Source organism: Nocardia sp. Marseille-Q1738, assembly GCF_965283145.1.
In genome coordinates this window covers 307538-320882 of the sequence record NZ_CBDIMS010000005.1, presented here as the reverse complement: position 1 = coordinate 320882, position 13345 = coordinate 307538, and the positions used below count along the sequence as shown (strand labels likewise).

The window sequence follows — 13345 nt, the reverse complement described above, 5'->3', positions numbered from 1 at the left end:
GCGGTTAAGGTGCGGCGGTGGATAGAGCGGAATTTGTCGAGCGCGGCGCCTCCATCGCCGACCGTCTGACGACGACGCAGGCGCAACCGCCGTGGTGGCTGGTGGCGGCGGCCGCGGTGGCGGCGCTCGTGCTGGTGGGTTACACCCCGATCTGGCGGTTGACTCGCAACATCGTCACCATCGCGCATGAAGGCGGGCATGCCGTGGTGGCGCTGCTGACCGGACGGAAACTCAACAGCATCCGCTTGCATTCGGACACGTCGGGCCTGACGGTGTCGAGCGGAAAACCCTATGGCCTCGGGATGATCCTCACCACGATGGCGGGCTACCCGGCGCCGCCGCTGCTCGGTCTCGGGTTCGCCGCCCTGCTCGGCGGTAGCCGGATCACGCTGATGCTCTGGACCGCGATCGCGCTGCTGGCGGCACTCTTGATCAAGATCAGGAACATTTACGGCGGCATCACCGTGCTCGGTCTCGGCGGGGCAGTCTTCGTGGTGTCCTGGTTCGGAACCGACACCCTCCAGGCGGGTTTCGCGTACCTGGGCGCATGGTTCCTGCTGTTCGCCGGGGCGCGTCCGGTGGCCGAACTGCAACGCAGCCGCTCCCGCCAGCAGCGTTCCCGGTATCACGAGGTCGACTCCGACGCCGATCAACTCGCGCGGCTCACGCGGCTGCCCGGCCTGCTGTGGGTCTTCGTGTTCGGCGCGATCGCGGTGGGTTCGCTGCTGCTCGGCGCGGGCCTGCTGATCTCCGACATCGCCGAACTCAGCCTGCCGACGGTGTCCTCCGGTTCCTGACCGGTGTTCGAGAGCAGCACTGTTCCGCGCCGCGGGCGCCATGGGAAACGACCAACGAGATCTTGTGCCCAGGCTCGGGTTGTGGATACTCGATTGATCTGTAAGGAAGAGTTCGCGTTTCGTCAGCACTGCAGGAGATCTCGCTCATGAAGTTCGTTCGTAGGCTTGTCATTTGCGCGATGGTGCTCGCCGTTCCGGGGTGGTCGACAGCTGGGACAGCTGCGGCAGCCACGACGATTCCGTTCCAGGTCAACGCGGCTCCGTTCGGGAATCCGAACGGGAGCTTCGATCTTGTCGGATCAGGCCGCTGCGTTGCCGTCGTCGGCGAACAGTCCGGCGTCGTGGTCGTCACCGGAGCGAACCCCGGCCGTTGGGGCTGTTCGGTGTCCGCGCCGGTACATTGGGTCAACCTCTCCACCGGTGCGACTGGAACCGCGCAGATGTCCGACGGGCTCCATGGATTGCCGCCCGAGGCAACACTGCACACGGGCGTCGGGCAAGTTCTACTCGTCCTCAATCCGGGCGGCGTCTACACCCCCGGGTTTGCAACGTTCTACGCACCGTAGGACCTCTTCCTCGAAATCTGCGGCCTCGGCGCCGCGCTGACTGCGCGGCCCGCGCGGCGCAGGCAGGCCAGCTCGGTTAGGCTCGAAACCCGCCCTGTGCCGCCGCCACGCCGCGGGGCACAACGCCGAGCAACGTCGCTTCGGGCGTCCCGATGCCAGCACTTACGACATCCGGAGCGACGACGATGCACACCCGTGCGCGCACAGCATTTCTGCGCCAGCGCCTTTCGATGATCCCGCTCGTCACGATGGTTTTCCTCACGGGCGTGCTGGACGGAAGCACCGCCTCCGCCGCACCGATCCATGCGGCCTGCGGCACACCATTGACGGCCGCTGAAACCGCGGAAATCGCAATGTTCTCCGACACCACGACGCTGACCGGTTCGTCACTGCGGCGCCTGGAACAGGCGATCGACAATCATCAGCGGATCTCCGAAATCCTGGTCCGTCATCGTGACTGGCGCGGATTGTTCGCATTCGGGCTCGACGCGGTCGAACACGCCGCGGTGCTGCCGTTGCAGCGTGACCCCGCGTCGTTCGCCGACCCGGAGTGGGCACACCGGATCAGTCTCGAGCTGCTGTCACGATTCCTGCGCAATGTGCATGCCGAATTCACCGGCGCACCCGCGGAACCGCAGTGGGCGCACTACTTCGGCCTGGCCCGCCGCTGCGAGCTGTCCCCCGCACGCGTCGCGATGGCAGGTTACAACGCACACCTGACCGTCGACCTGTCCTACTCCGTCGCGGCGGTCGGCAGCACACCGGCCAATGCTGCCGACTATTTCCGCATCGTCGACGCGATCGCCCAGCAGGGCGCCCTGATCGTCGGCTCAACCAACGCGGTCTACGGTGCGGACCTCGGACCACTGTGGCGCTTCTACTTCGTCGGCGAGGGCCTGGACGCGCTGCTCGGACAAGGCGTCGCGACCGGCCCGCTGCTTCGTTTCGCCGACGCGGGCGCCAACGTCGTCATCTTCGGTAATGGGCTGGCCCTGCGGGACCCGGCCCTGGCGCCCACAGCGACCGCCGAGATCGACGCCCTGTGGCGCGGCCTCGATCTCGCTTTCGCAGTGCTGTCCCACCTCGGCGGTCTCTAGCCGACTCGCACCTCGAGCGCGAGGGCGACTCCCCTGCTGGTTCGCTGCCGGGCCGAGCGGATCGAGCCGACCACGCCCGGGCGGATCGACCGGCTCATCCAATCGGCTCGGACGACGGGTGGCCGGAGCCCGTCAGGGCTCGAGGTCGACCACGCCTTTGCCGCTGGGGATGTCGAGCGGCACCGACACCTGATCGTGCGCGATCAACCAGGTGTCGTCGATCTGCCGCATGCCGTAGGTGACCCGGACCCACATACCGCTCGTCGCGGCCCCGTTCTTCAGTGTGCCGCGGAGACGAGCGAAGGCGTGCCCGAATGCCACATCATCGCCTACGGTGAACGCCAGGTCGCGAACCTCATAGGTCACACTCTCGAAGAACAGGAAGACTCTCGCCCAGTTCGCGAGTTTCGCCGCTATCCCGACATGCTGGAGCGGCGGCTCGACATCGAAGGACACGACGTCGGTCGTGTACAGCTGTTTCAGTGCGTCGAGATCCTTGGCGCGCAGTCCCTCGACCACCTTGTCGATTTGGCGGCGAATCTCCGCTTCAGCGGCCTCGACACGGTCAGTGCGCGACTGAAAGTCCTTCGGCGTCATCGTGATTGCTTCCTTCGGAGTTGGTGTGCGGGGTATCGGTGGCGGGCCGCCGTAGCGGCGCCAGGGCGGTGCTCCATGCGATGAGCTGATCCAGCAAGGTATTCAGCGCTGTGGTGTGGCGGTCGCCCGGTGTGAAGGTGGTGTGGTTCTCGAAATCGGTGAGCACCGAGATCTCCACCGGGCGGCTCACGTCGGCCATGCCCAGCGTGCCGCAGACCACCCGCAGCTGCGCCACCGCGCGGGCGCCGCCGCTCACGCCGTAGGAGACGAATCCGACCGCCTTGTCGGCCCACTGCGCGCACAGGTGGTCGATGGCGTTCTTCAGCACCCCGGGGGCGCCGCCGTTGTACTCCGGGGTCACCATCACGAACCCGTCGAACGGGGCGATCCGCTCGGCCCAGGCGCGGGTGTGCTCATGTACGGAGGGGCCGAACATCGGCGCCACCGGCTCGTCCAGATGCGGTAGCGGGTGGTCGCGCAGGTCGATCAGTTCGAACTCGGCGTCGCCGCGACGCGATGCCGTGTCCAGAACCCACCCGGCGACCTGCGGACCGTTACGGTTGGGCCGGGTACTGCCGAGAATGATGCCGATTCTGATCATGTCCGGAACTCCTGCTCTGCGGAAAACTGTCACAACCTTCCGACGACGCAGCCGGCCGGAATGTCAGGCCGCCTCGCCCACCCGTCGCCCGACCACCACCCCTCATCGAGACGCTTCGCGTCGCTCACATTTCGGGTCGCTGTTTCGTCGATTTCGGTGAGGGACGCACCGACCGAAGGAGTCGAACACCATGACCGATCCGCACCTACGCTCGGTGATCAATGAACGCCGTCAGCTGATCAACCTCGCCTACCGGCTGCTCGGCTCGCTGGCCGAGGCCGAGGATGTGGTGCAGGAGACCTACGCGCGCTGGTACGCGTTGCCGGAGCGGCAGCGGCAGGATGTGGCGGCGCCCGGGGCTTGGTTGACAACGGTCGCCAGCCGGATCTGCCTCGATCTGCTCGGCTCGGCGCGAACCAGGCGGGAACGCTATGTGGGTGAATGGATCCCGGAGCCGCTACCCGACCGTTCCGAATGGCTCGGTGGTCCCGCCCCCGACGATCCCGCCGACCGGGTCACCCTCGACGAGTCGATCAGTATGGCCTTCCTCGTCGTGCTGGATTCCATGACGCCGGCCGAGCGGGTGGCGTTCGTCCTGCACGACGTCTTCCGCTACTCCTTCGCCGAGGTCGCCGACATCGTCGGGCGCACCCCCGCGGCCTGCCGCCAGCTCGCCTCCTCCGCCCGCCGCCGCATCCACACATCGCAGGGCCCGTCGAGCACCCAGCGCGCCGAGGTGGTCCGGAACTTCAAGCGAGCCTGGGAGACAGGGGATATCGAGGCCCTGATCGGTTTGCTCGATCCGCAGGCGACCGCGACCGCCGACAGCGGCGGCCTGACCCCGGCGTTCCGCCGCCCGATCACCGGCGGCGAGCAGATCGCCAGCGCCTGGATCGAAATCGCCGCCCGAGCCCCCGAGGTGACCCTGCTGGAGCGCACGGTGAACGGTCAACCCGGCCTGGTGGCGCAGCTCGCCGACACCATCGTCTCGGTCTACGCCTTCGACATCGCCGACGGCCGGATCACTCGCATCTGGGCGATCCGCAACCCGGAGAAACTACGGCCCTGGCGAGCCCGCTGAACCGAACAGCGGATCCAGGCAGCTGGTCCTCGGCTGGGGTGAGGTAGCGGTGCAGCGATGTCTTGGGGATGCCGGTCTTGCTCGCGATCTCGCCACCCCTTGACTAGACCGGTACTCTAATGAAATATTTTCACTAGACCGCAACTCCAGCGAAAGAGTGGCTGCGCTGCCGCGCGGCCCCGCAATGGACGAGCGTGCCGGTACACCGATCCCGATACCTGGATGGAGGCAGCCATGACAGCTGGAAGGCATGGCTACAAATGGATCCGCGCCGAGATCGCGCGGCTGGATCCGGACGTCGACGCGGAGCGCATCGTGCGGCTGACCACCGCCCAGCTCCTGCCCCGGAGCCTGATGGTGGTGCACCTGCTGTACACGATCGGTTTCGTCCGTTTCGCGGGGCCACCGGAAGCGGCGGCGCCGGTGGATCGCGACGGCGCCGGAATGCTCTACGAGCACGGTATCCGGCGTGCCGACGAGACCATGTTCCACTTGTTCTCCTGGATCGATGACGGCGTGACCAGCCGCGAGTCCGCCGAAAGCATGACTTACGTGCGCAACTGGCATTCGTCGGTCGCGCGCGGCTGGCCGATGCCGACGCATACCTTCCTGCACAGCGCGGTCGTCTTCGCTCTCTTCTACGACCGGCTCTTGCGAAAGGTCGCGGGAGCACCGGGGTTGACCGAGACGGAGCGCCGCGCCCAGTACTCGCATTGGATCAGGGTCTCGGAGGGAATGGGCATCGCCGAGCTGCCCCGCACTTGGCAGGAGGCCGAGGCCTATCTCGAGAGCTATGAGCACGGCCCGGATTTCGCTTACTCACCCGAAGGGCAACGATTGGCGAACGCATTGATCGACCAGTTCGCCACCCGCTGGTTCCCTCGACCGCTCCAGCGGCTCGGCCGATGGCTGGCCCTCGCGCTATGTGAAGATCATGTTGTTTCGACGCTTCGACTCGCCGTGCCGCCTAGAGCTTTCACGTCCGCGGTTCGCGGAATCGCCCGTGTCGGCGTTTTCGTCCAACGGCATCTGCTGCCGGACCCGCGCGAGGTCTTGCGGCTCGGTGACATCATCGGCAACCACAAGGATTCAGCTCTGCGCCACCCGGCCCGCCCGCACGGCTGACGGTTCGCGAGGCGGAATTCTGCCGGTCCCTCCCAGGCCGCGTGGGTCACCTACCCAAATCCGCGACGACCTCACCGACCAACTCCTGGGGCGTGCGGGTCGCATCGACGGTGATGCCCTTCTCGTCGGCGTCCAGTGGCTCCAGCGTGGCGAGCTGGGAGTCGAGCAGGCTCAGCGGCAGGAAGTGTCCGCGACGGTTGGTGATGCGGCGCTCGAGTTCGTCGCGCGGCACGTCCAGATGCAGGAAGAAAGCATCGGGCGCGGCCGCGCGCAGCCGGTCGCGGTAGGCCCGTTTGAGGGCCGAACAGGTGACGACGGCGCCCCGCTCGGACCGCTGGGCCATCGCGGCGGCCAGGGCGTCCAGCCATGGGGCGCGGTCGGCGTCATCCAGGGGCGTCCCCGCCGCCATCTTCGCGACATTCGCGGGTGGATGGAAGTCGTCACCCTCGGTGTATTCGACGCCCAAGGCGTCCGCGAGGCGGGTGCCGACTGTCGTCTTCCCCGAACCCGACACACCCATGACGACGATCACCGGTAGATCGTGCACTCGACCACTCCATCCTGTCCGTATCCCGCAAACCTTCGTCATCGGCAACAACCTGGCGGACCATTACTTCGTCTACCCGTGCAGTGACGATCGAAGCCACCAGGCTTCAGATTTCAATGACCGCGACCTCGCGATAGCGCGAATCCCGTGTGATGTGAACTCTTTCCCCGCAATCCCCAGCGCCCAGGTACGCGCCCCGACAGGCCGGGAGCCGCCGAAAACCCACCGGCTAGTGTCGGAGATATGGAACTACGCATCTTCACCGAGCCGCAGCAGGGCGCCAGCTACGACACGCTGCTCACCGTTGCGAAGGCCACCGAGGACTTGGGCTTCGACGCGTTCTTCCGCTCCGACCACTATCTGAGCATGGGCGACACCGACGGCCTGCCCGGTCCGACCGATGCCTGGATCACCCTGGCCGGGCTGGCCAGGGAGACCCAGCGGATCCGGCTCGGCACCCTGGTCACCGCGGCCACCTTCCGGCTGCCGGGCCCGCTGGCCATCCAGGTCGCCCAGGTGGACCAGATGTCCGGCGGCCGAGTGGAATTCGGCATCGGCACCGGCTGGTTCGCCGAAGAGCACGCCGCTTACGGCATCCCGTTCCCCGCCGACAAGTTCGCGCGGATGGAAGAGCAGCTGGCGATCATCACCGGGCTGTGGGCCACCAAGCCCGGCGACACCTTCAGCTATGACGGCAAGCACTATCAGCTCACCGACTCTCCCGCCCTGCCCAAGCCGGTGCAGGACCCGATACCGGTGCTGATCGGTGGCCAAGGCGCGACCCGCACCCCGCGGCTGGCCGCACAGTACGCGAGCGAGTTCAACATGCCGTTCTCCTCGATCGAGGACAGCACGCGGCAGTTCGATCGGGTTCGCGACGCCGCCGAATCGTACGGCCGCAAGGCCGGGGACCTGGTCTACTCGAACGCCTTGGTGGTGTGCGTCGGCGCGACCGACGCCGAAGTGGCGCGCCGAGCCGCGGCGATCGGACGCGAGGTGGACGAACTGAAGACCAACGGCCTGGCCGGTTCGCCCGCCGAGGTGGTGGACAAAATCGGCCGGTACACCGAGATCGGCACCAGCCGGATCTATCTCCAGGTCCTCGATCTGTCCGACCTCGATCACCTCGAACTGATCGCCACACAGGTGCAATCGCAGCTCTGAGTGCGCACGGCGGCCACGGCCGCCATCCGGACCGCCCTGCGACCGGCTCGCCGTGTCCGCACGCTCTCTGGACGTGACGGATTGTGCGGGAACCATGGCCGGGCCGGTTGTCGCGGGGCGGCCAGCTGGTGAACGGCCGCGAGCCGGGCCGATCCGGCCTATGGTTGGGCCTATGACGCCGTTGCAGCGCTATATCGCGGAGGAGATCGCCGCCGATCACGCCGACGGCATTCTGCCCCGGCGGGAGGCGCTGCGCCGATTGGCGCTGCTCGGGGTCGGTGCCAGTGCCGCGGTCGCGCTGCTCGCCGCGTGCGCAGGAAACGACACCACGATCACCGACGGGGATTCCGCGCCTGCGGCTCCCTCGGCGCCGCCCGGCTCGGCCAACGCGATCCCCACTACCGCCATCACGTTCGCGGGGCCGGGCGAGACGCCGTTGCAAGCCGCGTGGGCGGGGGCGCCGCAGCCGCGCGGCGGGGTGTTGGTCATCCATGAGAACAAGGGCCTCACCGACCACATTCGCTCGGTGGCCGGGCGATTCGCGGGGGCCGGATACTCCGCGCTCGCGGTCGATCTGCTGTCCTCTCGCGGCGGCACCGCGACGTTCACCGATCCGGCCGCGGCGACCGCCGAGCTGAGCCGTATTCCGCCGGAGCAATTGCTGGCCGACTTGGTCGCCGGGCTGGACGAACTCCAGCGCCGAGTCGACGGAAAGAAGCTGGGCGCCACCGGTTTCTGCTTCGGCGGCGGCCTGACCTGGTTGCTGTTGACCACCGGCGCGCCGCAACTGGCCGCGGCGACACCCTTTTACGGACCGTTCCCGGAAAACGGTGATCTCTCCGCGTCGAAAGCCGCGGTGCTGGGGATCTACGCCGCGGCCGACGCCCGCGTGAACGCGTCCCGTCCCGCGGCGGAGGCGGCGCTGGCCCGCAACGGCAACCCGTACGAGGTCTTCACCGCACCGGACGCCGACCACGCCTTCTTCAACGACACCGGCCCGCGCTACAACGCCACGGCCGCCACCGAAGCGTGGCGGCGCGTACTCGACTGGTACAGCACGTATCTCGGCTGATGGCGGAGTCGTCCATGGGAAAGCCGCGGCCCCACATGCCATGGTTCCGCGCGGCTGTCGCCGGGTTGCTGATCGCGGGGGCGATGGTGGCATGCGCCGAGGAGAACCCGGCCGATCCGAGCGTCCCGCCGCTACCCACCGGAGTGGGCACCACCTCGCCGAGTAGCCCGACCGGGCAACCCGATCTCGGTGCGCCCGAGCAGGTGGCCGAGAATATCGACGTCCCATGGGGATTGGCGTTTCTTCCCGACGGCGCCGCGCTGGTAGCCGAGCGCGACACCGGACGGATACTGCGACTGGTTCCCGGACGCGCGCCGGAACAGGTGTACCAAGTGCCCGGCGTCGCCGCACGCGGCGAGGGCGGGCTGCTGGGACTCGCCGTCCCGCCGGACTATGCCGAAACCCGTTATGTCTACGCCTATTTCACCGCCGACGCGGACAACCGAATCGTGCGGTTCCGGCTCGACGGCCAGCCGGAAGTGCTGGTCGCGGACATCGCGAAGGCCGGTAACCACAACGGTGGGCGGATCGCGTTCGGGCCGGACGGCATGCTGTACGCCGGAACGGGCGATGCCGGGCAATCCCGCCGGTCGCAGGACCCGGCGAGCCCGAACGGCAAGATCCTCCGGCTGACTCCCGAAGGCCGCCCCGCCCCGGGCAATCCGGATCCCGGCTCACCGGTCTACAGCCTCGGCCACCGCAACGTGCAGGGACTGGCATGGGATCGGGCCGGCCGCTTGTTCGCGGCGGAGTTCGGCCAAGACCGGTTCGACGAAATCAACCTGATCGAGCCGGGCCGCAACTACGGCTGGCCCGCCGTCGAAGGCGCGGGCGGCACCGACCGCGGCTACACCGATCCGCTGGTCACGTGGACCACCGCCGAAGCCTCCCCATCGGGAATCGCGATCGCCGCGGACACCCTGTACGCCGCCGCGCTGCGCGGCCGGCGGCTCTGGGCCGTACCGCTGGAAGACGGCCGCTCGGGCACTCCCCGTGCGGAGCTGCACGACCGCTACGGCCGCTTGCGCACGGTAGCCGTCGCGCCGGACGGTGCGCTGTGGCTGACTACTTCCGACACCGATGGCCGCGGGGATGTCGACCCCGGCGAGGATCGCGTGCTCCGCTTCCCAGCTCGCTGAGCCGGACATCCTGGGACGTGCTGTGACGACCACAACTCAGCATATTGATTGTGCACAACATAGTTGTCCACTACATTATTGCTCATGACCGATCACCTCACCCTCGACGAGCAACTGTGCTTCCCGCTGTACGCGGCGTCCCGGGCGATGACCGCGGTCTACCGCCCGAAACTCGAACGACTCGGGCTCACCTATCCGCAGTACCTGGTGATGATGGCGCTGTGGGAACGCGACGGACGCAGCGTCGGCGACGTCTGCCACGCGCTCGCTCTGGATTCCGGCACGCTGTCCCCGCTGCTCAAGCGGCTGGAGACGGCGGGTCTGGTCGAGCGGCGGCGGTCGGCGGCCGATGAACGTCGCGTCGATATCCAGCTCACCGAGCGCGGGCGCGCGTTGCGCGCCGAGGCGGGCGACATCCCGGCCGAGATGGCCGAGGCCTGTGGCCTGGCCCCGGCGGAGTTCCTCGCGTTGCGCGACACCTTGCGGCGACTGACGCGATCGCTGATGTCCCAGTTGAACGAAGGAGAGTAGACATGCAGATCCTCTACACCGCCCAAGCCCTGGCCAGCGGCGACGGACGCAACGGCCACGCACGCACCACCGACGGCAAGATCGACGTGGAGCTGTCCGCGCCGAAGGAGCTGGGCGGCAACGGCGAGGGCACCAACCCCGAGCAGCTGTTCGCGGCGGGTTACGCGGCGTGCTTCCACTCGGCGCTGCGCCTGGTGGGCAAGCAGGTCAAGGCGAACATCGACGATTCCGCGGTCGGCGCGAAGGTCGGCATCGGCCCGAACGGCGCTGGAGGCTTCGGTCTGGCGGTTACCCTGGAGGTCTCGCTTCCCCATCTGTCCCGGGAGGACGCGCAGGCGCTCGCCGACAAGGCGCACCAGGTGTGCCCGTATTCCAACGCGACCCGCGGCAACATCGACGTCGACGTCGTTGTCGCCGACGACTGATCGAGAAGGAGCGGATATGCGTGCCGTTGTCATCGAAGCATTCGGCGAACCGAAGGACGTGCTCACCACCGCCGAACGGCCGGCCCCGGAGCCGGGCCAGGGCGAGGTGCGGCTCGCGCTGATCCTGTCGCCGATCCACAACCACGACCTGGCCATCGTGCGCGGCGTGTACGGCTACCGGCCCGAGTTGCCCGCCATCCCGGGCACCGAGGCGGTCGCCCGTGTCGACGCGGTAGGACCTGACGTCACCGGACTGTCGGTGGGCCAGCGTGTCACGGTCTCCGGTGCGCAGAACGTGTGGGCCGAGTACTTCGTGGTCCCGGCCCGGCAGGTGATTCCGGTACCGGACTCGGTGTCCGACGAGACCGCGGCACAGCTGCTCGCCATGCCGTTGAGCGCGCTGATGCTGGTGGAGGACCTCGGTCTGAACTCCGGCGAGTGGCTGGTGATCAACGCCGCCAACGGCGCGGTCGGCAGGCAGGTCAATATCTTCGCCCGGCAGCGCGGGCTGCACGTGCTGAACCTCGTGCGCGGGCCCGCCTCGGTCGCGGCGCTGCGCGAACTCGGTTTCGAGCCGGTGCTCGACACCGAGAGCGAGGGCTGGCGCGACCGAGTGGAAACCGTAACCTCGGGCGCGCCGATCGCGCGGGCGGTCGATCAGGTGGGCGGTCGCGCCGCGGCCGACGAACTGGCGCTGCTCGCGCCGGGCGGCGAGCTGATCTCCTTCGGCGCGCTGTCGGGCCAGCCGCTGTCGCTCGATCCCGGCGGTCTCATCTTCAAACAGGCTGTGGTCAAAGGCTTCTGGGGCTCCAAGCGGATCGAGGAGATCGGCGGCGAGCAGCGCAGGCGGCTGATCGGCGAGCTGATCGACCTCGCCGCCCGCGGTGTGCTGAAGCTGGCCATCGAGGCGGCCTATCCACTGGATTCCGCCGCCGAGGCCGCGGTCGCCACCGAGACGCCGGGGCGCAACGCGAAGATCGCGTTGAAAGCTCAGTCCGCCTGAGCGATGTCGAGCACGGCCATCGCGGCGTTGTGCCCGGGGATGCCGCTGACCCCGCCACCCCGGATCGCACCCGCACCACACAGGAACACGTTGCGATGGCCGGTCGACACGCCCCACCGGGCGGCGGGATCGGCCGGATCGGCATCCTCGGGGAGGTAAGGGAAGGCCAGATCGCGGTGGAAGATGTGCCCGCCGGGGAGACCGACCTCGCGCTCGAGTTCGGGCGGGGTCTTCGCCTCCAGGCACGGCGCGCCGTTCGCGTCCGTCGCCAGGCAGTCCGCGATCGGTTCGGCGAGCACCGAATCCAGTTGCGCCAGTGTCGCTTTCAACAGCTCCGCCTTCGCGCCCTCGGGATCGGCGGCGAAGAGTTTCGCCCGGGCGTGCAGACCGAACAACGTGAGGGTGTGCACGCCCCGCACAGCGAGATCGGACGCCAGGATCGTCGGGTCGGTCAAGGTGTGGCAGTAGATTTCGGCGGGCGGGGCGGAGGGGATACGACCTATCGCCGCCTCGCCATAAGCTCGATCGAGTTGGGCATATGACTCGCCGATGTGGAAAGTTCCGGCGAACGCCTCGCGCGGATCCACCTCGGTGTCGCGCAAGCGCGGCAACCGGCGCAGCAGCATGTTCACCTTCAGTTGCGCGCCTTCGGGTTTCGGCGGCAACGGCTCGCCGAGCAACTCGGCGAGTAGGTACGGCGCGGCGTTCACAAGAACGTAGCGCGCGCCGACCTTTCCGTCCGGATAACCGACTTGGGCTGTGCTACCGTCGGTTTCGATGCCGGTTGCCTCGCAGCCGGTGACGATCTCGGCGCCCGCCGTGCGCGCGGCCTCGGCCAGTGCGTCGGTGAGTGCGCCCATGCCGCCGACCGGCACGTCCCAGTCGCCGGTGCCCCCGCCGATCACGTGGTAGAGGAAGCAGCGGTTCTGCCGCAGCGCGGGATCGTGCGCATGGGTGAACGTGCCGATCAGCGCGTCGGTGAGCACCACGCCGCGCACGGTGTCATCGTCGAAGGTCGACTCGATGGTCTCGCCCAACGGCCGTTCGAACAGCGCTTCCCACGTGGCCGCGTCATCCACCAGATGCCGCAGCTCGTCCTTGGTGGGCAGCGGCTGCGTCAGCGTCGGGAACACCCGCCGCGCCAGCTGCCCGGTGGCGCCGTAGAACCGTTGCCAGGCGCGGAATTCCCGATCCGCCCCGGTGAGCCGCGCGAAACTCGCCTCGGTCCGCGCCTGCTCCGCGGACACCAGCAGTCCACCGTCACCGACCGGCGTATAGGACGAGATCTGGCGCCGGCGCGTGGCGAATCGCAATCCCAACTCGTCCACGATCGACCGCGGCAGCAGGCTCACCAGGTACGAGTACCGCGACAACCGCGCGTCGACGCCCGCGAACACCCGCTCCGACACCGCGGCGCCGCCCGTGTGCCGCTGCCGCTCGAGCACGAGCACCGATCGCCCGGCGCGCGCCAGGTACGCGGCCGCCACCAAACCGTTGTGGCCGCCGCCGACGATCACCACATCGTAGGAGGAGCGTGTCGGCGTCATCCGTCCTCGATAGCACGGATCGCGTCCGGACGACAGCATCCCCGCCGACAAGG

At 68.2% G+C, this 13345-nt stretch carries 14 protein-coding genes; 10 read left to right on the top strand and 4 right to left on the bottom strand.

The window, feature by feature from the left end:
* The first annotated feature begins 17 nt into the window (after positions 1-17).
* Complete coding sequence (locus ACWPXK_RS20885) at positions 18-797, top strand: M50 family metallopeptidase (protein WP_454197832.1); 780 nt, start codon at positions 18-20, stop codon at positions 795-797.
* A gap of 814 nt (positions 798-1611) precedes the next feature.
* Entirely contained in the window at positions 1612-2460 is an 849-nt protein-coding gene (locus ACWPXK_RS20880; RefSeq protein WP_454197831.1) for a DUF5995 family protein, read from the top strand.
* Between the two features lie 132 nt (positions 2461-2592).
* Here the strand turns inward: ACWPXK_RS20880 and ACWPXK_RS20875 are convergent, their stop codons facing one another.
* Complete coding sequence (locus ACWPXK_RS20875; protein ID WP_454197830.1) at positions 2593-3057, bottom strand: YybH family protein; 465 nt, start codon at positions 3055-3057, stop codon at positions 2593-2595.
* Positions 3026-3658 carry an NADPH-dependent FMN reductase gene (locus tag ACWPXK_RS20870; RefSeq protein WP_454197829.1) on the bottom strand — a complete coding sequence of 211 codons (633 nt, stop codon included), beginning with the start codon at positions 3656-3658 and terminating at the stop codon, positions 3026-3028. Before ACWPXK_RS20870 ends, ACWPXK_RS20875 begins: the two co-directional genes overlap by 32 nt.
* 190 nt (positions 3659-3848) lie before the next feature.
* Here ACWPXK_RS20870 and sigJ point away from each other — a divergent pair, with 190 nt between their 5' ends.
* Positions 3849-4739, top strand: a complete 891-nt coding sequence (sigJ, locus tag ACWPXK_RS20865) for an RNA polymerase sigma factor SigJ (RefSeq protein WP_454197828.1) — start codon at positions 3849-3851, stop codon at positions 4737-4739.
* A 234-nt stretch (positions 4740-4973) separates the two neighbouring features.
* On the top strand, positions 4974-5864 hold the full coding sequence (locus ACWPXK_RS20860; RefSeq protein WP_454197827.1) for a hypothetical protein: 891 nt from the start codon (positions 4974-4976) through the stop codon (positions 5862-5864).
* Positions 5865-5910: 46 nt separating this feature from the next.
* Here ACWPXK_RS20860 and ACWPXK_RS20855 read toward each other — a convergent pair whose 3' ends face one another.
* Positions 5911-6384 (bottom strand): gluconokinase, encoded by a 474-nt coding sequence (locus tag ACWPXK_RS20855; RefSeq protein WP_454197991.1) that lies wholly within the window; start codon positions 6382-6384, stop codon positions 5911-5913.
* A 270-nt stretch (positions 6385-6654) separates the two neighbouring features.
* Here ACWPXK_RS20855 and ACWPXK_RS20850 point away from each other — a divergent pair, with 270 nt between their 5' ends.
* The 6 genes from ACWPXK_RS20850 (at position 6655) to ACWPXK_RS20825 (ending at position 11745) form a co-directional block, all read left to right on the top strand.
* On the top strand, positions 6655-7575 hold the full coding sequence (locus tag ACWPXK_RS20850; protein WP_454197826.1) for an LLM class F420-dependent oxidoreductase: 921 nt from the start codon (positions 6655-6657) through the stop codon (positions 7573-7575).
* A gap of 172 nt (positions 7576-7747) precedes the next feature.
* Positions 7748-8647, top strand: coding sequence for a dienelactone hydrolase family protein (locus tag ACWPXK_RS20845; protein ID WP_454197825.1), 900 nt, complete (start codon positions 7748-7750; stop codon positions 8645-8647).
* Positions 8648-8661: 14 nt separating this feature from the next.
* A complete protein-coding gene (locus tag ACWPXK_RS20840; protein ID WP_454197824.1) occupies positions 8662-9786 on the top strand; it encodes a PQQ-dependent sugar dehydrogenase in 1125 nt (374 codons plus the stop codon).
* An 84-nt stretch (positions 9787-9870) separates the two neighbouring features.
* A complete protein-coding gene (locus ACWPXK_RS20835) occupies positions 9871-10317 on the top strand; it encodes a MarR family winged helix-turn-helix transcriptional regulator (RefSeq protein WP_454197823.1) in 447 nt (148 codons plus the stop codon).
* A gap of 2 nt (positions 10318-10319) precedes the next feature.
* Positions 10320-10742 (top strand): organic hydroperoxide resistance protein, encoded by a 423-nt coding sequence (locus ACWPXK_RS20830; protein WP_454197822.1) that lies wholly within the window; start codon positions 10320-10322, stop codon positions 10740-10742.
* Between the two features lie 16 nt (positions 10743-10758).
* Complete coding sequence (locus tag ACWPXK_RS20825; RefSeq protein WP_454197821.1) at positions 10759-11745, top strand: zinc-binding dehydrogenase; 987 nt, start codon at positions 10759-10761, stop codon at positions 11743-11745.
* Here the strand turns inward: ACWPXK_RS20825 and ACWPXK_RS20820 are convergent.
* Positions 11733-13292, bottom strand: coding sequence for a phytoene desaturase family protein (locus ACWPXK_RS20820; RefSeq protein WP_454197820.1), 1560 nt, complete (start codon positions 13290-13292; stop codon positions 11733-11735). The genes ACWPXK_RS20825 and ACWPXK_RS20820 overlap by 13 nt on opposite strands.
* Positions 13293-13345: the final 53 nt, after the last annotated feature.

Bases quoted from the DNA above. Each gene is read 5' to 3' on its own strand.
- ACWPXK_RS20835 (WP_454197823.1), top strand. From the start codon at position 9,871: ATGACCGATCACCTCACCCTCGACGAGCAACTGTGCTTCCCGCTGTAC.
- ACWPXK_RS20820 (WP_454197820.1), bottom strand. From the start codon at position 13,292: ATGACGCCGACACGCTCCTCCTACGATGTGGTGATCGTCGGCGGCGGC.
- ACWPXK_RS20860 (WP_454197827.1), top strand. From the start codon at position 4,974: ATGACAGCTGGAAGGCATGGCTACAAATGGATCCGCGCCGAGATCGCG.
- ACWPXK_RS20870 (WP_454197829.1), bottom strand. From the start codon at position 3,658: ATGATCAGAATCGGCATCATTCTCGGCAGTACCCGGCCCAACCGTAAC.
- sigJ (WP_454197828.1), top strand. From the start codon at position 3,849: ATGACCGATCCGCACCTACGCTCGGTGATCAATGAACGCCGTCAGCTG.
- ACWPXK_RS20880 (WP_454197831.1), top strand. From the start codon at position 1,612: ATGGTTTTCCTCACGGGCGTGCTGGACGGAAGCACCGCCTCCGCCGCA.
- ACWPXK_RS20825 (WP_454197821.1), top strand. From the start codon at position 10,759: ATGCGTGCCGTTGTCATCGAAGCATTCGGCGAACCGAAGGACGTGCTC.
- ACWPXK_RS20850 (WP_454197826.1), top strand. From the start codon at position 6,655: ATGGAACTACGCATCTTCACCGAGCCGCAGCAGGGCGCCAGCTACGAC.
- ACWPXK_RS20855 (WP_454197991.1), bottom strand. From the start codon at position 6,384: ATGGGTGTGTCGGGTTCGGGGAAGACGACAGTCGGCACCCGCCTCGCG.
- ACWPXK_RS20875 (WP_454197830.1), bottom strand. From the start codon at position 3,057: ATGACGCCGAAGGACTTTCAGTCGCGCACTGACCGTGTCGAGGCCGCT.
- ACWPXK_RS20830 (WP_454197822.1), top strand. From the start codon at position 10,320: ATGCAGATCCTCTACACCGCCCAAGCCCTGGCCAGCGGCGACGGACGC.
- ACWPXK_RS20845 (WP_454197825.1), top strand. From the start codon at position 7,748: ATGACGCCGTTGCAGCGCTATATCGCGGAGGAGATCGCCGCCGATCAC.
- ACWPXK_RS20840 (WP_454197824.1), top strand. From the start codon at position 8,662: ATGGGAAAGCCGCGGCCCCACATGCCATGGTTCCGCGCGGCTGTCGCC.